Annotated in this window: 18 protein-coding genes; 11 read left to right on the top strand and 7 right to left on the bottom strand. The window is 60.4% G+C overall.

Translation table 11 applies throughout. The features are described from left to right. Positions 1 to 161: 161 nt before the first annotated feature. Positions 162 to 3008 (top strand): valine--tRNA ligase, encoded by a 2847-nt coding sequence (locus NL116_RS05770; protein ID WP_494376374.1) that lies wholly within the window; start codon positions 162 to 164, stop codon positions 3006 to 3008. Positions 3009 to 3274: 266 nt separating this feature from the next. Further along, positions 3275 to 4297: a 23S rRNA (adenine(1618)-N(6))-methyltransferase RlmF gene (rlmF, locus tag NL116_RS05765; RefSeq protein WP_494376373.1), complete on the top strand. Its 1023-nt coding sequence runs from the start codon at positions 3275 to 3277 to the stop codon at positions 4295 to 4297. 132 nt (positions 4298 to 4429) lie between these two features. Here the strand turns inward: rlmF and NL116_RS05760 are convergent, their stop codons facing one another. Then, positions 4430 to 4711, bottom strand: coding sequence for an HU family DNA-binding protein (locus NL116_RS05760; RefSeq protein ID WP_007905514.1), 282 nt, complete (start codon positions 4709 to 4711; stop codon positions 4430 to 4432). 395 nt (positions 4712 to 5106) lie between these two features. On the opposite strand from NL116_RS05760, the gene yejK reads away from it, so the two are divergent. Beyond that, positions 5107 to 6111 carry a nucleoid-associated protein YejK gene (gene yejK / locus NL116_RS05755; RefSeq protein ID WP_007944833.1) on the top strand — a complete coding sequence of 335 codons (1005 nt, stop codon included), beginning with the start codon at positions 5107 to 5109 and terminating at the stop codon, positions 6109 to 6111. Then, complete coding sequence (locus NL116_RS05750) at positions 6111 to 6461, top strand: glutaredoxin family protein (protein ID WP_494376372.1); 351 nt, start codon at positions 6111 to 6113, stop codon at positions 6459 to 6461. The genes yejK and NL116_RS05750 overlap by 1 nt, the downstream gene beginning before the upstream one ends. A 34-nt stretch (positions 6462 to 6495) precedes the next feature. Here the strand turns inward: NL116_RS05750 and NL116_RS05745 are convergent, their stop codons facing one another. From NL116_RS05745 to NL116_RS05730, 4 genes are all read right to left on the bottom strand, one after another. Continuing rightward, positions 6496 to 7431 carry a glutathione S-transferase family protein gene (locus tag NL116_RS05745; RefSeq protein ID WP_494376371.1) on the bottom strand — a complete coding sequence of 312 codons (936 nt, stop codon included), beginning with the start codon at positions 7429 to 7431 and terminating at the stop codon, positions 6496 to 6498. A gap of 88 nt (positions 7432 to 7519) precedes the next feature. After that, a complete protein-coding gene (locus NL116_RS05740) occupies positions 7520 to 7840 on the bottom strand; it encodes a GIY-YIG nuclease family protein (RefSeq protein WP_494376370.1) in 321 nt (106 codons plus the stop codon). 39 nt (positions 7841 to 7879) lie between these two features. Continuing rightward, positions 7880 to 8350 (bottom strand): nuclear transport factor 2 family protein, encoded by a 471-nt coding sequence (locus tag NL116_RS05735; protein WP_494376369.1) that lies wholly within the window; start codon positions 8348 to 8350, stop codon positions 7880 to 7882. Positions 8351 to 8460: 110 nt separating this feature from the next. Next, entirely contained in the window at positions 8461 to 9093 is a 633-nt protein-coding gene (locus NL116_RS05730) for a response regulator (RefSeq protein WP_494376368.1), read from the bottom strand. Between the two features lie 354 nt (positions 9094 to 9447). Between NL116_RS05730 and NL116_RS05725 the strand changes: the two genes are divergently transcribed. The 7 genes from NL116_RS05725 (at position 9448) to NL116_RS05695 (ending at position 16695) form a co-directional block, all read left to right on the top strand. Then, complete coding sequence (locus NL116_RS05725; RefSeq protein ID WP_494376367.1) at positions 9448 to 10077, top strand: DUF1120 domain-containing protein; 630 nt, start codon at positions 9448 to 9450, stop codon at positions 10075 to 10077. A gap of 66 nt (positions 10078 to 10143) precedes the next feature. Continuing rightward, positions 10144 to 10764, top strand: coding sequence for a DUF1120 domain-containing protein (locus tag NL116_RS05720; protein WP_494376366.1), 621 nt, complete (start codon positions 10144 to 10146; stop codon positions 10762 to 10764). Between the two features lie 50 nt (positions 10765 to 10814). Then, positions 10815 to 11531, top strand: a complete 717-nt coding sequence (locus NL116_RS05715; RefSeq protein WP_494376365.1) for a fimbria/pilus chaperone family protein — start codon at positions 10815 to 10817, stop codon at positions 11529 to 11531. 117 nt (positions 11532 to 11648) lie between these two features. Then, positions 11649 to 14114 carry a fimbria/pilus outer membrane usher protein gene (locus NL116_RS05710; protein WP_494376364.1) on the top strand — a complete coding sequence of 822 codons (2466 nt, stop codon included), beginning with the start codon at positions 11649 to 11651 and terminating at the stop codon, positions 14112 to 14114. A gap of 10 nt (positions 14115 to 14124) precedes the next feature. After that, positions 14125 to 15261, top strand: a complete 1137-nt coding sequence (locus tag NL116_RS05705; RefSeq protein ID WP_494376363.1) for a DUF1120 domain-containing protein — start codon at positions 14125 to 14127, stop codon at positions 15259 to 15261. An 81-nt stretch (positions 15262 to 15342) separates the two neighbouring features. Continuing rightward, positions 15343 to 15966: a DUF1120 domain-containing protein gene (locus NL116_RS05700; RefSeq protein WP_494376362.1), complete on the top strand. Its 624-nt coding sequence runs from the start codon at positions 15343 to 15345 to the stop codon at positions 15964 to 15966. Between the two features lie 78 nt (positions 15967 to 16044). Then, a complete protein-coding gene (locus NL116_RS05695) occupies positions 16045 to 16695 on the top strand; it encodes a DUF1120 domain-containing protein (protein ID WP_494376361.1) in 651 nt (216 codons plus the stop codon). Position 16696: 1 nt separating this feature from the next. Here NL116_RS05695 and NL116_RS05690 read toward each other — a convergent pair whose 3' ends face one another. Both NL116_RS05690 and NL116_RS05685 read right to left on the bottom strand, forming a co-directional pair. Beyond that, complete coding sequence (locus NL116_RS05690; protein WP_494376360.1) at positions 16697 to 18007, bottom strand: CynX/NimT family MFS transporter; 1311 nt, start codon at positions 18005 to 18007, stop codon at positions 16697 to 16699. Continuing rightward, the gene (locus NL116_RS05685) at positions 17997 to 18656 is read right to left on the bottom strand and encodes a FadR/GntR family transcriptional regulator (protein ID WP_494376359.1); all 660 of its coding nucleotides are present in this window, start codon (positions 18654 to 18656) and stop codon (positions 17997 to 17999) included. Before NL116_RS05685 ends, NL116_RS05690 begins: the two co-directional genes overlap by 11 nt. Positions 18657 to 18769 lie beyond the last annotated feature (113 nt).

Here is an 18769-nt window from a genome sequence, read left to right as displayed (position 1 = left end):
TCCATGTTGACCGACCGACCGCCATCGCGAGCAAGCTCGCTCCCACAGTAGATCAGCGCTGGATTTGACTGCGCCCTGTCCGCACCTGCTCGCCCTGCGCCCCATGCCCCGCTATACTTGCCGGCTTTTCCTGAATAAATGCCAATAGGGTCCCGCCGCGCATGGATAAGACCTACCAGCCGCACGCCATTGAAACTTCCTGGTACAACACCTGGGAGTCTGAGAATTACTTCGCCCCGCAAGGCGCGGGCGAGTCCTACACCATCATGATCCCGCCGCCGAACGTCACCGGCAGCCTGCACATGGGCCACGGCTTCAACAACGCGATCATGGACGCCCTGATCCGTTTCCGCCGCATGCAGGGTCGCAACACCCTGTGGCAGCCGGGTACCGACCACGCTGGCATTGCCACGCAGATGCTCGTGGAACGTCAACTCGAAGCCAAGGGCCAGAGCCGCCACGACCTGGGGCGCGAGAAATTTCTCGAGAAAATCTGGGAATGGAAGGATGAGTCCGGCGGCAACATCAGCCGTCAGATCCGTCGCCTCGGCTCGTCCGTAGACTGGAGCCGTGAGCGCTTCACCATGGATGACGGCCTCTCGGAATCCGTAAAAGAAGCCTTCGTGCGCCTGCATGAAGATGGCCTGATCTACCGCGGCAAGCGCCTGGTCAATTGGGATACCAAGCTGCACACGGCGATTTCCGACCTTGAAGTGGAAAACCACGACGAGAAAGGCTTTTTGTGGAACCTGAAGTACCCGCTGGCCGACGGCGTAAGAACCGCGGACGGCGATGATTTCCTGATCGTCGCGACCACTCGCCCGGAAACCATGCTCGGCGACTCCGCCGTCGCGGTTAACCCGAACGACGAACGCTACAAAGCTTTGATCGGAAAATTTGTCGAGCTGCCGCTGGTCGGCCGCCGCATCCCGATCATCGCGGACGATTACTGCGACCCTGAATTCGGCACCGGCTGCGTGAAAATCACCCCGGCCCACGACTTCAACGACTACGAAGTCGGCAAACGCCACAACCTGCCACTGCTGAACATCTTCGACAAAAACGCGGCCGTACTGCCGGCCTGCCAGGTGTTCAACCTCGACGGCACGCTGAACGAAAGCATCGATGGCAAGATCCCGGCCGAATACGCCGGCCTCGACCGCTTCGAAGCCCGCAAGCAAATCGTGGCTGCATTTGACGCTGCAGGCCTGCTGGTCAGCGTCAACGATCACGCCCTGAAAGTGCCGAAAGGCGACCGCTCCGGCACGATCATCGAGCCGTGGCTGACCGACCAGTGGTACGTTTCGACAAAGCCATTGGCCGAGCCAGCGATTGCTGCCGTTGAAGATGGCCGCATCCAGTTCGTGCCAAAGCAATACGAAAACATGTACTTCTCGTGGATGCGCGACATCCAGGATTGGTGCATCAGCCGTCAGTTGTGGTGGGGCCACCGGATTCCGGCCTGGTACGACGAGTCGGGCAAAGTCTACGTCGGTCGCGACGAAGCCGAAGTACGCAGCAAGAACAATCTCGGTCCAGACGTGGCACTGCAACAGGACAACGACGTTCTCGACACCTGGTTCAGTTCGGGCCTGTGGACCTTCTCCACGCTCGGCTGGCCTGAGCAGACTGAGTTTCTGAAGAAATTCCACTCCACCGACGTGCTGGTAACCGGTTTCGACATCATTTTCTTCTGGGTTGCCCGGATGATCATGCTCACCATGCATCTGGTGAAGAACGAAGACGGCACGCCGCAGGTTCCGTTCAAGACCGTTTATGTGCACGGCCTGGTGCGCGATGGCCAGGGCCAGAAAATGTCCAAGTCCAAGGGCAACGTCCTGGACCCGCTGGACATCATCGACGGTATCGAACTGGAAGAGCTGGTACAGAAACGCACCTCCGGCCTGATGCAACCGAAACTGGCGAAGAAAATCGAGAAGCAGACCCGCGACGAGTTCGCCGACGGTATCGCCAGTTATGGCACCGACGCCCTGCGTTTCACCTTCTGCTCGCTGGCGTCCACCGGCCGTGACATCAAGTTCGACATGGGCCGCGTCGAAGGCTATCGCAACTTCTGCAACAAAATCTGGAACGCCGCGCGTTATGTTCTGGACAAGGGTGAAGACTGCGGCCAGAACGGCGAAGCCTACGAACTGTCCCTGGCGGATCGCTGGATTATCTCGCAGCTGCAACGCACCGAAGCCGAAGTCACTCGTCAGCTTGACCAGTTCCGCTTCGACCTGGCGGCACAAGCCTTGTACGAGTTCATTTGGAACCAGTATTGCGACTGGTACCTGGAACTGTCCAAGCCTGTGCTGTGGGACGAAAACGCCCCGGTTGAGCGTCAGCGCGGCACCCGCCGCACCCTGGTCCGGGTGTTGGAAGTCGCGCTGCGCCTGGCGCACCCGTTCATGCCGTTCATCACCGAAGAAATCTGGCAGCGCATTGCGCCGCTGGCCGGTATTCAGGGCAAGACGATCATGCTGCAACCTTGGCCAGTGGCCAATGAAGAGCGCATTGATCCGGCCGCCGAAAACGACATCGAATGGCTCAAGGAACTGATGCTCGGCACGCGCAACATCCGTGGCGAAATGAACATTGGTCCTGGCAAGCCGCTGCCGATCTTCCTGAAGAATGTCAGCGCCGAAGACCAGCGCCGCCTCACCGAGAACGAAGCTCTGCTGAAGAAGCTGGCTCGCCTCGAATCGATCACTGTGCTGGCTGCCGGCGAAGAAGCGCCGCTGTCCGCCACGGCACTGGTGGGCGAGATGGAAGTGCTGGTGCCGATGGCCGGCCTGATCGACAAGGACGCCGAATTGGCCCGCCTGGACAAGGAAATCCTGCGTCTGCAGGGCGAAGTTCAGCGAGTGGGCGGCAAGCTGTCCAACGCCGGTTTCGTCGACAAGGCCCCGGCTGAAGTCATCGAGAAAGAACGCGCCAAACTGGCCGAAGCCGAACAGGCTTTGGGCAAGTTGGCCGAGCAGCACGCGCGAATTGCCAGTCTGTAACGGCACATCGCGATGAAAAAGGGAGGCCGCAATGGCGTCCCTTTTTTGTGCCTGCCCCTGTCCTCCCAATACCTCAAATCCCCTGTGGGAGCGGGCTGGCTCGCGAAGGCGGCGTGACATTCAACATTGATGTCGACTGACACCCCGCCGTCGCGAGCAGGCCAGCTTTCACACTTGATCGGCGTTGTCCGCACTTTTGTCATCAATACCGAGCCGATGTGGGACAATACCCGCCACTTTTAGCCATACCCGAATCGACAACGCCCATGAACGCCCCCCGCACACCAAGACCTGCGCGCAAAAAGCCTGACACCGCCACCCCGGCCAAAGCCGTGGAACCGCGTGAAAAGGCCAGCCTGCACCCGCGCAACCGCCATCAGGGTCGTTACGACTTCCCGGCACTGATCAAAACCACGCCGGAACTGGCGAAGTTCGTGATCATCAACCCGTATGGCAAGGAAAGCATCGACTTCGCCAGCCCGGATGCGGTACGTGTGTTCAACCGAGCGTTGCTCAAGTCGTTTTACGGCATCGCCCATTGGGACATCCCCGCTGATTACCTTTGCCCGCCGGTTCCGGGGCGTGCCGACTACGTGCACTTCCTCGCCGACCTGCTGGCCAGCGTCAATGACGGTGAAATCCCTCGCGGTGCGCCGGTCAAGGTGCTCGACATCGGCATGGGCGCCAACTGCGTCTATCCATTGATCGGCTATAGCGATTACCGCTGGCACTTCCTCGGTTCGGAAATCGACCCGACAGCCGTGGCCGCCGCCAAAGCCATCGTGCAATCAAATGGACTGAACAAAGCCATCCAGTTGCGTCAGCAAAGCAATCCCAAGCACATCCTGTTGGGCTTGCTGGAGCCGGGAGAACGCTTTGACCTGACGATGTGCAACCCGCCGTTCCACGCCTCGATGGACGAAGCGACCAAGGGCAGCGAGCGCAAATGGCGCGCTCTGGGCCGTGCCGACCCAAAACGTAAATTGCCGGTGCTGAACTTCGGCGGTCAATCGGCAGAGCTGTGGTGTGAAGGCGGCGAAGCGCGGTTTGTGACGCAATTGATCGCCGAAAGTGCGAGCTTCCAGCACAAAGTGTTGTGGTTCAGCACTTTGGTGTCGAAGGCCTCTAACTTGCCTGCGATCCAGACAGCGTTGAAAAAGGCCGGCGTCCTGGAAAGCCAGGTGGTAGAGATGTCCCAGGGTCAGAAACAGAGCCGCTTCGTTGCCTGGACCTTCCAGACCAAATCCGAGCAGCAGGTCTGGCGCGAGCGCTGGGTTAAAAAAAGCTGATTACCTGACCGTCACAAATCAAATGTGGGAGCAAGCCCGCTCCCATATGGGTTTAGCGGTGTTCGCGGCATATCACAGCCACAAAAAAGCCGTGCCCGGATTGCTCCGGAGCACGGCTTTTTTTACTGCGTCTTACTTGTTAACAGCGTCGGTCAGGCCTTTGGCCACAACCAGCTTGATAACTTTCTTGGCAGCGATTTCGATGGCAGCGCCAGTCGAAGGGTTACGGCCAGTACGGGCAGGACGCTCAGTCACTTTCAGTTTGCCGATACCTGGCAGAGTGATTTCGCCGCCGTTTTCCAGCTGATCAGCAACGATTTGGCCCAGTTGGTCCAGAGCGTTACGCGCGGTGGTTTTTGGCGCGTCGATAGCTTCAGCGATGTCGGCGATCAGTTGGTCTTTAGTAAGAGCCATGTAGTGTTCCTTCCCTATCAAATTCATATGGATTGCAGAGTGCAGTGTCAGCCATCGAGCCCGATCTTCTGGATCTGGCACCCTCGGCCAATAACCACTGGATCGGGGTTATAGATACCGAAATCAGGGTTTGGTTCGACCTGACAAATGCTGAATGCACGCTTAACGCAGTGACTTCGCGCAAGACGGGGCAAAACTAGCACAGAGACGGGGAAATATCCGCCTCTAGCTACCCATTTGGTCAGCTTTATTACTCTAAAACGGGAAAAAAACGCATAAGCGCCACCGGTCGCTCCGGATTTGCCCTTCATGCCGCGCCAAAACCAGTGGTTGCGGTACACTTGGCACTTTTTCGGGGGAGTACGCCCTCCTCTCTTCAATCAGCCGAGAAGCCCATGCCGATCCGTCATTGCATCGTCCACCTGATCGACAAAAAACCCGACGGCACACCTGCAGTTCTTCACGCCCGCGACTCTGAACTCGCCGAGTCGAGCGCTATCGAGAACATGCTTGCCGACCTCAATGAGAGCTACAACGCCAAACAAGGCAAGGCCTGGGGTTTCTTCCATGCCGAATCCGGCGCGCACCCGTTCAGCGGCTGGCTGAAGGAATACTTCGAGGGCGGCAAGGACTTCACGGCGTTCAGCCGGGTGGCGGTGGAACATCTGCAAAAGCTGATGGAAGAGTCGAACCTCTCGGTGGGCGGCCACGTGCTGTTCGCGCATTACCAGCAGGGCATGACCGATTACCTGGCGATTGCGCTCCTGCACCACAGCGAAGGCGTTGCAGTGACCGATCAGCTGGACGTAACCCCGTCCCGGCACCTGGACCTGGGCCAACTGCACCTGGCCGCGCGGATCAATGTGTCCGAATGGCAGAACAACAAACAGTCCAAGCAGTACATTTCCTTCATCAAAGGCAAGAACGGAAAAAAGGTGTCGGAGTATTTCCGCGATTTCATCGGCTGCCAGGAAGGCGTCGACGGCCCGGGCGAAACCCGCACCCTGCTCAAGGCGTTCAGTGACTTCGTGGAAAGCGAAGATTTGCCCGAAGAGTCCGCCCGCGAAAAGACCAAGACCCTGGTCGATTACGCCAGCAGCCAGGCCAAGCTCGGCGAACCGATGGGCCTGGAAGAGCTCTCGGAGCTGATCGACGAAGAACGCCCGAAAGCGTTCTACGATCACATCCGCAACAAGGACTACGGCTTGTCCCCGGAAATCCCGGCAGACAAACGCACCCTGAATCAATTCCGTCGCTTCACCGGCCGTGCGGAAGGCCTGTCCATCAGCTTTGAAGCGCACCTGCTGGGCTCGAAGATCGAGTACGACGAAGAAGCCGGCACGCTGATCATCAAAGGCTTGCCGACGCAACTGACCGACCAGCTCAAGCGACGCAACTGATGCTCGGCAGCGTACTCAAGAAATTCCTGCTGATCCTGCTGGTGATCGTGGTTTATCAGAACTGGGGCAAGATCGAGCGGGTGTTCAACCCTTCACAGGTCGTGTCGGAGCAGACTCAGGCCAAGGCCAGCGTCGTGCTCTACGCCACCGACTGGTGCGGCTATTGCAAATTGACCCGGCGTTTTCTCGATCAGAAAGGCATTCCGTACAAGGAATTCGATATCGAGAAGGATGCCGAGGCGCGCAAGGCGTATGAGGCGCTGGGTGGCGGCGGGATTCCGATCATCGATGTGAACGGGACGTTGATTCGCGGGTATGACCCGGACGCAATCCTCGCAGCCCTGAAATAACTGTGGGAGCGAGCTCGCTCCCACAATGTGTACGTCAATGTTTTTCGATGCGGAATCCAAAGCGCGGAAAATGCACATGCACCACACCGCCGCGTTCGTCCTCTCGGCGCAGGATCAATTCCTCGCTGCCCGCAAACAGCAACTCGCCCGCCACGGGATCAACCCCGTAATCGATGGCCGCGATTTTTACCTGCTCGCCAGGCTCAAACCCGTTCGGCTCTGCGAACGGCTCATCGGGCAACGCCGCTGGCGTGGCATTGCGCGCCACTTCCAACGCCTCCGCGGATGTCATCTCGCTGGACGCACCATGCCCAAAGCCCATCACCCGCCCAAACCAGGCTGACACAGCCGGATAGGCATCCACCCACGGCGATGTCACCGGCGTCGCCTTGAGAAACCACAACGGATGGGCCAAGGCGAAGTCGGCAATCGACGGCTCGCCAAACAGGAAATCACCCTGTTCGCGCTGCAGCTGCTGCTCCAGACGCGCCATGATCGTCGGCCATTGATGTTTTGCCTGCTCGGAGGACAGCCTGGTCGCGCTGCCACCACTGAACAGCCCGGCGCGGTCGGCGAGGAACGCCTTGATCGCTTCCGGCGACAACTTGCCAAAGCGCACGGCTATCGATTCCGGCTGAAAGACCAGGCTGACCGCGTGCTGGAACACCACCGAATCAGCCCAGGCCGCAAAGGTCGCGGCAATCATTTCCTGACCTTCCGGGAAAAACGCCGGCAAGGCTTTTTCCTGCTCCAGGCGGCGAGCGATCAGCGACGTGTCGCAATAGATATCCGCGCCGATCTGCAACACTGGCGTCCTGCGGTAGCCACCGGTCAGCGCCGTCAGATCGGGTTTTGGCATCACTGGCGAGATGTGCACTGAGCGCCAGGACAAGCCCTTGAAGCCCAACAGCAGGCGAGCTTTTTCGGCAAAAGGGGACGTTGGGTAATGATGAAGAATCAACTCGGACATGCTCGGCTCCGTCGCACGGATAAGGAATTCGCAGCTTAGCGCGCAATCAACAAGCGGCCTACGGGTCTGCCTGATAGGAACGTATCAGTCAGGTTGATAAGCCCACAGCGGCGCTCGCGACCAGACATTCCTTGGCGCTTTTCCTGAGTTTTTTGATCAACCGTTCCTGGCGCAACGCGTCGCTTTTATCGCGACAGGCTTCTGTGTAGACGAGCGCCACGGCCGGGCTGGAGAGGAAAAACCGCGCGCCCTTGCCGCTCTGGTGAGTAGCGAAACGGCGCACGGGGTCGTCGCTGATGCCGCAGTAGAGCGAACCGTTGGCTGCGCGAACGAGGTAGACAAACCAGGGTTTGCTGACGGGCAGCACGGAGTCGGCGGCAATGTCGGAAGATTCGCTGAGGGCGCTCATGTGACGATCAAGGCTTGTAGGAAACAAGCCGCAATCTTATCAGCGACTGGCCTGGAATGCCTTCAGCCCCTTCAGGGCTTGAGCACGAACGGCGTTTCTGACCTGAGGCGTCCAGCCCAGAATCAGCCCTTTGAAACCCAGCGCCTGCCGCGACCAGGACCACAGATCGAAGCTGTCATGGTGCTCGCAAATCTTGCCGTCGCGAAACACGAAGCGTGCCTGAATGTCGTTGACCACAATGTTGCCGGTCTGGCTGAACAGATACGTGGCGACCCAGTGAGCGCCACCGGTACGCTCGTCGGCCCGCACGTTGTCGAAGGTCAGGGAAAAGTCCTTGGCCCGCGTGGTGAGCATGCGCCACATGTCGCCGGCATCACGACCGCGCAATTCGCCGAATGCCGGATCGCTGAACACCACATCGTCGGTGTAGCAGGCGCTCATGGCTTCGGCATCCAGGCGCTGGAAGGCCTCATAGAACCGGGTGATCAAGGCGTTGTGGGCATCACTCATGGGCAAGCTCCGGACGTTTCAAGAATTGCCTGCACGATAGTCTGCAAACATGGGGAAGACCATGGGCATTCGCGGCGGGAATATCGGGACTGCCCGAGTGCGTTGCGAACCTAATGCACCATGCCACTCTCACGGGCATAGGCAAAAAGGTCCACATCCGTGGAAATGCCGAGCCGCTGCATCGCCATGCTTTTCTGTTTGCTGATAGTCGAAACGCTGCGTTTGAAGTGCCCTGCGATCTCACTGACGGTCATGCCACTGGCGAGCATTCTGACCACCTCGTGCTCTTTTGCCGAAAGCACAGCAGAACTCGACTGACCCTGCGCGTCTGCCTGAAGCAGTGCGGTGCGCAACGATTCGCTGACGTAACGGCGCCCATCAGCCACCGACTTGATCGCCTGGGGCAGTTCCTTTGTCGACGCGCCTTTGTCGATGATCGCCACCACGCCCAGTGCGAACGCCGCCCTCAGCGTGGTGACGCTGGCAAACATGGTGACCAGAATGATCGGCATCGTCGGGTAGCCACGTCGCACCCGGCTCAGCATTTTCAACCCATCGGCCTGCAAGTTGCCCGGCATGCAAAAGTCGGTGATCAACAGATCACAAGGCGTCGTGCACAGCAGACTCAACAGACTGTCGGGACCATCCGCCTCCCCTACCACCACGCATGTCCGGTTCAGATCGACGAGCATTCGCATGCCGATACGAACGACCGGATGGTCGTCAGCAATGATTACGCGCATTGTCGGAATAATCCTGTTTGGTGGCCGGAATGCGCGAAAAATAGCGCTATCCGGGTCCTACCACAACGCCCCATCCCGAGCGTCACACCACCTCACCCAATGTAATCGGGGGGCTGGTCTTTCTCCTATGGAACAAAAAGAACCGCCCTACATTTTCAAGCGACATCGGCCACACCGAAGGCTTACAGACAACGCGACGCAGGCGAGCGATTTGTAGCCTGCAACGCTCTTTCATACACCAGCCCCTCCGTTTTCGTATTAGTTGCATTCCGCCAGGCTACGTCGACCGATAGATTGCGCCCTGTCCGTACAGGGCAATTACCCAACAATCTTTCATCAAGGAAGAGCCAGCACATGAACACACGTTTATCCCTCCTGACCGCTGCTTTGCTGCTGACCGGTGTCTCATCCGCTTTCGCCGCCTCCAGCACGGACCTGACTGTAAAAGGCCTGATCACTCCGAATGCATGCACACCCGTACTGGCCGGTGGCGGCATCGCCGATCACGGCAAGTTTTCCGTGCAAGACCTCAATGCCGACACACACACTTACTTGCCTGAAATAATCATGCCAATGACAGTGAGCTGCGATGCCGCTACGTCGTTTGCCATAAACCCGATTGATAACCGTGCAGGCACAGGCACTTCGGGTAATTACTTTGGCCTGGGGCTGATCAATACCAACGAAAAGCTGGGCCACTTTCGCGTTATTCCGCGCAATGTGATGGCGGACGCTACCCATGCTCAAGCCATTCTCTCCACGGATGGCGGCGAGACCTGGCTCAAGGAAGGGTCGACAGCATTCTGGGGGGTCAACAACATCTGGAGTGTCGGTGCTCTGGGCGCCGACGTTGCTCCAATCGCGATGAAGGATTTGAGCCTTGAGTTACGTGTGCGTACCGGTATCGCCCCCACCAACAGCCTGACCCTGACCGATGAAGTCACACTCGACGGCTCCGCAACCCTCCAGATCAAGTACCTGTAGCCCTCCGTCAACAACGGGCAACACCCGGTACTCAACGTTGCCCGCTTACTCAAAGGACGACCCATCATGGACAGATGCTCCCTCGCTCTATGGACCCCACTGCTGATCGCCTGCGCCCCTGCGGCCTTCGCCTCCAGCAGCACAGAATTGAGCGTCACCGGCCTGATCACCCCCAGCGCCTGCACACCCAGCCTGTCCGGCGGCGGCATCGTCGACCACGGCAAAGTCACGGTGAAAGACCTGAGGCCGGACCAGCCCACGGCCCTGGAAAACGGCACGCTGTATCTGCAGGTGAATTGCGGTGGCGCCACGCCATTTACTCTGACAACGATCGACAACCGCTCGGGCACTTCCGCCTTCCACCCCAATAGCCACGGGCTGGGCGCCATCAACGACGATCAGAACCTGGGCAGCGTTGCACTGGGTCTGTTCGATACGGTGGCCGATGGGGTGGCGGTGAAAACCATCATTTCCCTCAACGACGGTGCCACCTGGCGAGTGTCCTCCTACCTGGGGCACGCTGGCCGGACCGCGTTCGCGGCCTTGAATGACCTTGGCACACCGATCGCTATCAAGGATTTGCGCGCACGCCTCACGGCGTTCACCACCATCGTGCGCGCCAATGACCTGACGCTGACCGATGAGATCCCCATCGACGGGCACATCACCGTGCAGTTGAACTACTGATCGACCGGTGTTTCCGGCTCCATTTTTTTGAACATTCAACGAGACACGTCATGACGATGTTTTCCAGAGTCACCCGTCATTTGTTCCATTCGGGCATCGGCGCATTTGCCCTGCTGCTGACCGCACACGCCGAGGCGGACGGCATGGTGCCGAACACTTCGGTGGTCATCGTCAACGAGGCCGACGGCGAAGCGTCCGTGTCCGTGACCAACACCGACACCCACCTGGCGTTGATGCACATCACCCTCGAAGACATTGCCGAAGATCGTGAGTCCCTGGTGTTCGTGACGCCCCCCCTGGCGCGCGTCGACGCGGGCAAAACCCAATTGGTGCGGTTCATTTTGCAAACGGAAAAACCTCTGCTCACGCAGCGTTTGAAGCGGGTGATCTTCGAAGGCATTCCCCAGGGCAAAGCGCCCGCCGAGGCAGGTCAGGCCCGTGTCGGCGTGACGGTGCGGCAAAACTTGCCGGTGATCCTGCACCCCAAAGGCCTGGCGCCCAATCGCACACCGTGGACCGACCTGAAATGGTCGCTGAAGGACGGTCAACTGACCGTGCGCAACGACACGCCTTATGTGGTGCGCCTGGGCCAGGAAGTGCAATTGTTGCCGGCGGCGGGCAATGTGATGCTGCCGAAAACCTACGTGCTGCCCGGTGAACACATCAGCATCAAGGTCGACGAGGGCCCCGCCACGCAAGTGCGTTTTCAACCGGCGACGGTCTACGGCTTTGCAGTGCCGCATTACGAGGCGCCCATCCAGTCCTGAACCATTCTGACGGCGTCATCAAGGAACGATGAGCGCCAATGTTTCAAGGCGACGGCCCCTTGGCCGTTGCCACAGGCGTGCCAGTAGGCGCACGCCGCAATAACCCAAGTGATCCTCATGAACACAGTATCGAATTACCGTGATGGCGAAGCCGTGCCCGTTATTCGGGATGGCGCTCGCCCTCATCCATGGCAGCGAACCACATTGGCGTTGCTGTTGAGCAACGTGCTGATGATGCTCGACGCCTACGGTGAAGTGTCGATGCCGGCGTCGTTCGACAAAGACACGTTACTGCAACGCGGCATCGATCCGGCGCTGGCGACGCTGCTGATGCTCGCGCCGCAGTTCACGGCCGGCCGCCACCCGGTCACGCTGATCGTCAACGGCCAGCGTCATGGCCGGGTCGATATCACGTTCGATCGCGAAGGTGCGTTGTGCTTCGATCGCGCGCTACTCGATGCAGCGAACCTGACAGTGCCCGATCGTTTGCTGGACGATGGCCCATGCCACGATTTTCTTGGCAGCGCTTCGCAGACCGTCATCGAACCCGATCCCGCGAGCCTTGCTCTGTCGTTGATCGTGCCCACCGACGCGATACGCCCCAGTGCCCGGGATTTTTCCGGCTATCAAACCGGTGGTATCGCCGGTTTGATCAACTACGACGTCACTGGTTTGCACAGCCGTTCTGCCGCCAGCACCAGCCGCTACGCCTCGGCCAACACCGAACTCGGCTTCAATGCCGGTGACTGGATCGTGCGCAGCCGTCAGGTGCAGACCTGGCAGGACGACCTGTCCACAACGACGCATATTGCGGCCTACGCCCAGCGTACTTTCGCCAGCCAGGAAGCGGTGCTGCAGGCGGGTCAGATCAACCTCTACAACCCAGTGCTCGCCGGTCCGCAGATCACCGGCGTACAGGTGCTGAATGAACAAGCACTGCAGGTCGAAGGGCAAAACGCAGTCATTGAAGGGATCGCCAACAGTCAGGCCCTGGTCGAGGTTCGGCAAAACGGTTCACTGATCCACTCCACGGTGGTACCTGCCGGCCCGTTCGCGCTCAGCAACGTGCGACGGCTCAACACGCGCTCCGACGTGGAAGTCACGATCAAGGAGACCGATGGCAGCGAGCGCAGCTTTACCGTGCCGGCCGCGATGTTGGGGGTCGGCCTGCCAGCGCCCGGTTATTCGCTGGGCGCCGGTCAGGTGCGCAATGTCGATGACGCGCAGGGTGGCGATCCCTGGGTCATCAGCGGCGGGTGGAGCGGTGCGCTCACCCCGCAGGTGTTGCTCAGCGCCGGCATGACCGGTGCAGCCGACTATCGCGCGGCGGGTACCAGCGTCGGCCTGTTGCCCTCGCCTGTCACCCAGCTGCAAGCCACGCTGATCGGTGCTGACGCCAGCGGCAGACACGCCAGTCAGGGGCTGCAAGCTGACCTGAGCGTCTCGCATCGATTGAGCGAGCAGTGGGCGCTCAATGCCGGCGGTTCTTACCGAACCCCGGGGTACCGGGAACTGGAAGAGGCGGTGTTTGCCAATACGTCCGACAACAGCCAATCCCTTTACCGCGATCAGCAAAGCGCGGCCCTGTCCTGGTCGCATCCATGGCTCGGCGCTTTCAGCAGCGGCTTTAGCCGGTCCAGTTCGTTCGACGGCCAAAGCAGCAGCCGCGCACTCGCATCCTGGGGCACCAACATTGCTGGCGTGTCCGTCTCGGCGACCGCCGAATGGCAGCTCAGCGGTTCGAACGGCAACGATGACAGTGTCTACCTGAACCTCAGCGTTCCGCTGGGCGAAAACCGCCGGGCGCGCAGCTGGGTACGCAGTTCCGCCGGCGAATTGCGCAGCGGCGTGGGCTTAAGTGAACGGGTCAACGATCAACTGGGTTACCGGGTTGGCGTCGAACACGACACTGGCGATAGACAGGTGCAATCCACGGCCGGCGTGTCGCTGCTGCCGCGCTACACCCAGCTCGATCTCAATTACACCCGCGCCGATGCCGAGCGCTCCAGCTACCAGGCCAGCGCTCGCGGTGGCGCGGTGCTGCACGGCGATGGTGTGACGCTGTCGCCGTACCCGGTGAGCGAGACCTTTGCGTTGTTGTCGGTCGGTGATGTGAGTTCCATCAAAGTATCGACCCCTAGCGGTCCGGTGTGGACCGACTGGCAAGGTCAGGCGGTGATTCCGCAAGTGACGGCTTACGGCAAAAGCCCGGTGGAAGTCGACACCAAAACCCTGCCGCGCAACGTCGACATTCACAACGGGCTGGCGGTTATTTCGGCCGGCCGCGGCGCCGTCGACAACGTTGAATTCGGCATCACGATGACCCGTCGGGCCTTGCTCAAGGCCACCAACGCCAACGGCGCGCCCCTGCCGCGCGGTGCCTCCGTGAACACCGCGGAGGGCGAGTTCGTGACCCTGGTGCAGGACGGCGGCCTGGTGTTTTTACCCAACGCTCTGGACCGTCGGGCGTTGTGGATAAGCGCGCCGGGGCTCGAGCGCTGCGAACTGCGCTTCGAACTGCCCGCCGTCGCCGACGCCGACGCGTACTACGAAACCGCTCCTGCCAAGTGCCAAGCACTGTGAGGATGACTTCATGACCCTGACTCGCTTCCCGCTATTGACCCTGGCCGCCCTGGCATTGAGCGGATTCACGCCATTCGCCTCGGCGTCCACGGACAACTGCCAGTTCAACCTGAGCCAGCCCGTGCTCGATTACGGGCTGATGAACCGGGCGATACGGCCTGATGCGGCACCGGAGCGCAGCCTCGGTGAACGCCTTATCAGCCTGACCTTGAGCTGTGCGCAGCCCATCGAGATGAGCCTGTTCTACCGGGCGATGGCCGCGACCGCCGGACGCTTTCACTTTGCCGAACGCGGCAGCTATCAGGTGCGTATTCGCGATGCCGTGCTCGATGGCCGATCGGTCGATATCGGGTTGATTGCCCGGATCGGACAGCCGCCGACAGAAACGGCGTCGAGCCTGATCTGGCGTCCGGAGCACGGGGTCGTCCCGGTGCTGGCCGGCGTGTCGGTACAGGGACGCCGTTTCTCGGCGCAGCTTGAACTGACGGCCTGGGTTCAAGAGCACGGCATGCAGGTGCGTGACGCGGTGACCTGGGAAGCCTTCGGGGTATTCGACGCCGCCGGACTTACCCGCGAGACGACGTTGCGCGCCCGCTTCGCTCCCGCGGCCTGCGAACCGGTGCTCTCCAACGGCGGTGTGGTCGACTTCGGCACCCTGTCGAAAAAAGACCTGCACGCGGACGAGCACACACGCCTGCCGCCCAAGCCGCTGACGCTGAGGGTCGGCTGCGACGCGCCGACGTCCTTCGCCTTGATCATGCATGACAACCGCTCAGGTTCGGCGACGCTCGACAGCGAGATTGACTACGGCCTGGGCAAGGACAGCCGCGGCAACAGGATTGGCCGTTTTTCACTGCGCGTGGACCCGGCCGACGTCCATGCCGACGGCTTCGCCCGCCTCTATCGAACCGAGTCCAGCACCGCCGGCTCGGCCTGGAGCACCGGCAGCGCCAACCCGGTCGCCGTCGGCAAAAGCCGTTACCTGGCGTTCACCGACAACGTCGGCAGCGGTGCCGGCCCGGCGCTGATCCAGAACCTCAGCACCACGGTGACCGTCGACGCCGTCATCGCCCCCACTAACAGCCTCGACCTGAGCAGCGCCATCGACCTCGATGGCGCCGGGACGATCGAGATTATTTACCTGTAACACCCAACCTGATCCTGCTGGGTCCGGACGCACTTGAGCGCCTCGAGACAGTCAGGGCACAACCGAAGAAGTGAGTAAACAATGATGAAAAAGTACTTTGCAGCACTCTCCACCACTGCGCTGATGGGCGTTGCACCTTATGCACTGGCGGCTTCGAGCACTGATTTAACGGTGACCGGTGTTATCACGCCGTCGGCGTGCACGCCGACACTTTCCAGTGGCGGTATCATCGATCATGGCAAGCTTTCAGCCAAAGACTTGAATCAGGACAAACCCACGACACTGCCTTGGCAGACCTTGCAGCTCACTGTGAGCTGTGACGCAGCGACCGCGTTCAGGTTATTACCGACCGATAACAGGTCCGGAACGAGTGATGACAGCAACGATTTCGGCCTGGGGTTGATCAATGGTGACCAGAAGCTTGGCGGCTACGTTGTACGCATCAGGACTCCGATTGCAGATGGTGTTGCCGTCCAGCCATTGTTGTCCGCCACCAATGGAAATACCTGGTTCGCCAGCCCCTTTGTGTCGCCTGACCAGCTCTCGGCATTCGGCGCTGTAGGGGGCCCGACCACACCGATTGCCATCAAGGATCTGCTGGCCGACCTTAGGGTATCGACTCAAATTGCCCGCGCCGACTCACTGGACCTGATCAACGAAGTCGCGCTCGACGGCTCGGCCACCATCACCATCGCCTACCCATGACCCCGTAGCCGACCTTGCCCGAGGTCCTGCTTCGGGCAAGGACTGATTCCGCGCCCCATACACAGCGAAACCGTTCCCATGAAAACAATTGCGCACACGCTGACGATGGCGTTCATCGTCCTGACTCCGCCACTCATCTTCGCTGGCTCGTCGACGGACCTGACGGTCACTGGCCTCATCACCCCACTCGCCTGCACCCCGATGCTGTCCAACAGCGGCCTCGTCGACTACGGAAAAATCTACCGACAGGACCTGAGCGTCGACAAACGCACACAACTGCGCGCCCAGACACTCGACCTCGACATCCAGTGCAACGCGCCCACGCGTTTTGCCCTGCTGATGCACGACAACCGCGACGGCTCGGCCATCGTCAACAGCGAGATCTACTACGGCCTGAACCATGATCACAGCAACAATAAAATCGGCTTGTATTCGCTGAATTTCGATCCGGCCAGCATGGTGGTGGACGACCTGACGCAGGTCTATCGAACCGACTCCACCACGGGCGGCAAAGCCTGGAGTCCGTCGAACAGCCAGGCCATCCCGATTGGCTCCCGAAGCTATCTCGGTTTTACTGACAGCGCAGGCAGCAGCGCCGGCCCGATAGCCATCCGCAGCCTGACCAGCCGGGTGACGGTCGAAACCGTCATCGCGCCGACCTCCGAGCTGGACCTGAGTACCGAAGTGCAACTCGACGGTTCGGCGACCCTGGACGTTGTTTACCTGTAGTTCAGAGCTTTTCGCTGACCACCTGCACGTACAGTGAACGTCCGGCGCCGAGACCCGCCACGATTGCGCCGAGGCCAATGACGCCGAAGATCCAGCCCAGCGCCGTCCAGCCGCCGGTCCAGTCATGCACGATACCGACCGCGAACGGCCCCATCGAGGCCAGGGTGTAACCGAATCCCTGGGCCATGCTCGACAGGTTGGCCGCGACATGCGAGTCCCGCGAGCGCAACACGATCAGGGTCAACGCCAGGCTGAAGGTAGCGCCCTGCCCCAGACCGAGGAGAATTGCCCAGCCCCACAGGCCTTCGAGCGGTGCGTAGAGACAGCCGAACAGGCCGCCGAGGGTCATCAGCATCACCACTACAATGGCCAGTCGCTGGTCCTTGCCGCGTGTCGCCAGCCAAGGCGCCGCGAGGGAACTGGCCAGCTGGACGATCACCGATCCTGACAGCACCAGACCGGCCTGGGTCGGTGTCAGCCCCCGACCGATCAGGATCGACGGCAACCAGCCGAATACGATGTACGCCAGGGACGATTGCAGGCCCATGTACAACGTCACTTGCCAGGCAAGCGGATCACGCAGCAGTCCGCGAACACGGTAAGCGACGTTGTGCGCGCCATGTTTCTGGCCACCCACTTGCGGCAGCCAGAAGATCGCCGCAACTAACGCCGGCAGCACCCAGAAGCCCAGGCCCATGGCCCAGCTCTTATCGAAATGCTCACTCAGCGGCACTGTCGCGCCGGCGGCCATCGCGGCGCCCAGGCACAACGCCATGGTGTAGACACCGGTCATGGTCCCGGCCTGCTTCGGGAAGTCGCGTTTGACGATGCCCGGCAACAACACACCGATCACACCGATGCTCGCCCCCGCCAGCACGCTACCGGCAAACAAGCCGATCTCGCCAAATGAACTGCGCAAAATGATCCCGCCCGCCAGTGTCAGCAGAATCCCCAACACCACTCGCTCGGCGCCAAAACGTCGCGCCAGCACTGGTGCCAAAGGGGCAAAAAGGCCGAGACAGAGCACCGGCAATGTCGTCAGCAATCCGGCCTTGGCTGCCGACAACCCAAGGGTCTTCGAGATCTCGCTGAGCATGGGTGCCATGCTCGATAGCGCTGGACGCAAATTCAGCGCCACCAGGATCAAGCCCAGTAGTAACAGCCATGGTCGGCGCAGGATCGGATGAGTTTGCTGAACGTGTTCGTCATCGGCCTCGGCGTCGATCAACAACTCTTCGAGGTCCGCCGTTCGCTTGGATTGCGTGAGATTGCTATCGCCAGTGGCCATGGATTTCTCGGTTTCAAGGTTCATTGATCAACTGCCTCGACAGGGCTTTGGCCCGTTCCGGGTCGCGTTGCTCGACGGCATCCAGCAGTTCGATGTGCAGGTCGAACACTTCCTGGCGTCGCGGAGTGATGTTCAGGGTCTGGCGCAATTGCGCGCCGACGACGCTGGAGAAATAGCGGTACAACTCGCTCAGTGTCGGGTTGTGCGCGGCATCCACCAGACGGCGGTGGAACACCAGGTCGCAGGCGATGTAGCTGTCGAGATCGCCGTGGTAATGGCTGCCGCTGACGGCGAGCGCTTCGCGCAAGGCCACCAGGTCCTCATCTGTTCGGCGCAGTGCCGCGAGGCCGATGGCTTCGACTTCAAGGATGTGCCGCGTCTCACGCGCCTGCTCGTGGGAGCAGCGGGACAGCGCTTTCATGGTGTCCAGCGGATCGATGACGGCCCGCAGGTAGCTGCCGTCGCCCTGACGGATTTCGATCAATCCGGAAAACGCCAACACGCGCATGGCTTCACGCACGGTATTGCGGCTGATGCCCAGCTCGGTCGCCAGTTCCGGCTCGGTGGGTAGACGTTGGCCGACGACCCAGATGCCCTGCGTGATGCGCAGGCGTAGCTGGTCCAGCGCTTGGTCGACCAAGGATCGCTTGGTCAACGGAGAAATGTCTGACATGGAATTCGCCCTTTCATCCAATCATAGGATGAATTTTCTGACATGTTAGTCAGCGTAGCCGGACAAGGCAACGGATTCACCGCAAACCTGTAGGAGCCGGCTTGCTGGCGATG

The sequence above is a fragment of the Pseudomonas sp. FBCC-B1667 genome (assembly GCF_059133255.1).
Note: the sequence above shows the minus strand (reverse complement) of the source record. Positions and strands in the feature narration are given on the sequence as shown.

Coding starts and splice junctions, on each gene's coding strand:
- NL116_RS05770 (WP_494376374.1), top strand. CDS start 162: ATGGATAAGACCTACCAGCCGCACGCCATTGAAACTTCCTGGTACAAC.
- rlmF (WP_494376373.1), top strand. CDS start 3,275: ATGAACGCCCCCCGCACACCAAGACCTGCGCGCAAAAAGCCTGACACC.
- NL116_RS05760 (WP_007905514.1), bottom strand. CDS start 4,711: ATGGCTCTTACTAAAGACCAACTGATCGCCGACATCGCTGAAGCTATC.
- yejK (WP_007944833.1), top strand. CDS start 5,107: ATGCCGATCCGTCATTGCATCGTCCACCTGATCGACAAAAAACCCGAC.
- NL116_RS05750 (WP_494376372.1), top strand. CDS start 6,111: ATGCTCGGCAGCGTACTCAAGAAATTCCTGCTGATCCTGCTGGTGATC.
- NL116_RS05745 (WP_494376371.1), bottom strand. CDS start 7,431: ATGTCCGAGTTGATTCTTCATCATTACCCAACGTCCCCTTTTGCCGAA.
- NL116_RS05740 (WP_494376370.1), bottom strand. CDS start 7,840: ATGAGCGCCCTCAGCGAATCTTCCGACATTGCCGCCGACTCCGTGCTG.
- NL116_RS05735 (WP_494376369.1), bottom strand. CDS start 8,350: ATGAGTGATGCCCACAACGCCTTGATCACCCGGTTCTATGAGGCCTTC.
- NL116_RS05730 (WP_494376368.1), bottom strand. CDS start 9,093: ATGCGCGTAATCATTGCTGACGACCATCCGGTCGTTCGTATCGGCATG.
- NL116_RS05725 (WP_494376367.1), top strand. CDS start 9,448: ATGAACACACGTTTATCCCTCCTGACCGCTGCTTTGCTGCTGACCGGT.
- NL116_RS05720 (WP_494376366.1), top strand. CDS start 10,144: ATGGACAGATGCTCCCTCGCTCTATGGACCCCACTGCTGATCGCCTGC.
- NL116_RS05715 (WP_494376365.1), top strand. CDS start 10,815: ATGACGATGTTTTCCAGAGTCACCCGTCATTTGTTCCATTCGGGCATC.
- NL116_RS05710 (WP_494376364.1), top strand. CDS start 11,649: ATGAACACAGTATCGAATTACCGTGATGGCGAAGCCGTGCCCGTTATT.
- NL116_RS05705 (WP_494376363.1), top strand. CDS start 14,125: ATGACCCTGACTCGCTTCCCGCTATTGACCCTGGCCGCCCTGGCATTG.
- NL116_RS05700 (WP_494376362.1), top strand. CDS start 15,343: ATGATGAAAAAGTACTTTGCAGCACTCTCCACCACTGCGCTGATGGGC.
- NL116_RS05695 (WP_494376361.1), top strand. CDS start 16,045: ATGAAAACAATTGCGCACACGCTGACGATGGCGTTCATCGTCCTGACT.
- NL116_RS05690 (WP_494376360.1), bottom strand. CDS start 18,007: ATGAACCTTGAAACCGAGAAATCCATGGCCACTGGCGATAGCAATCTC.
- NL116_RS05685 (WP_494376359.1), bottom strand. CDS start 18,656: ATGTCAGACATTTCTCCGTTGACCAAGCGATCCTTGGTCGACCAAGCG.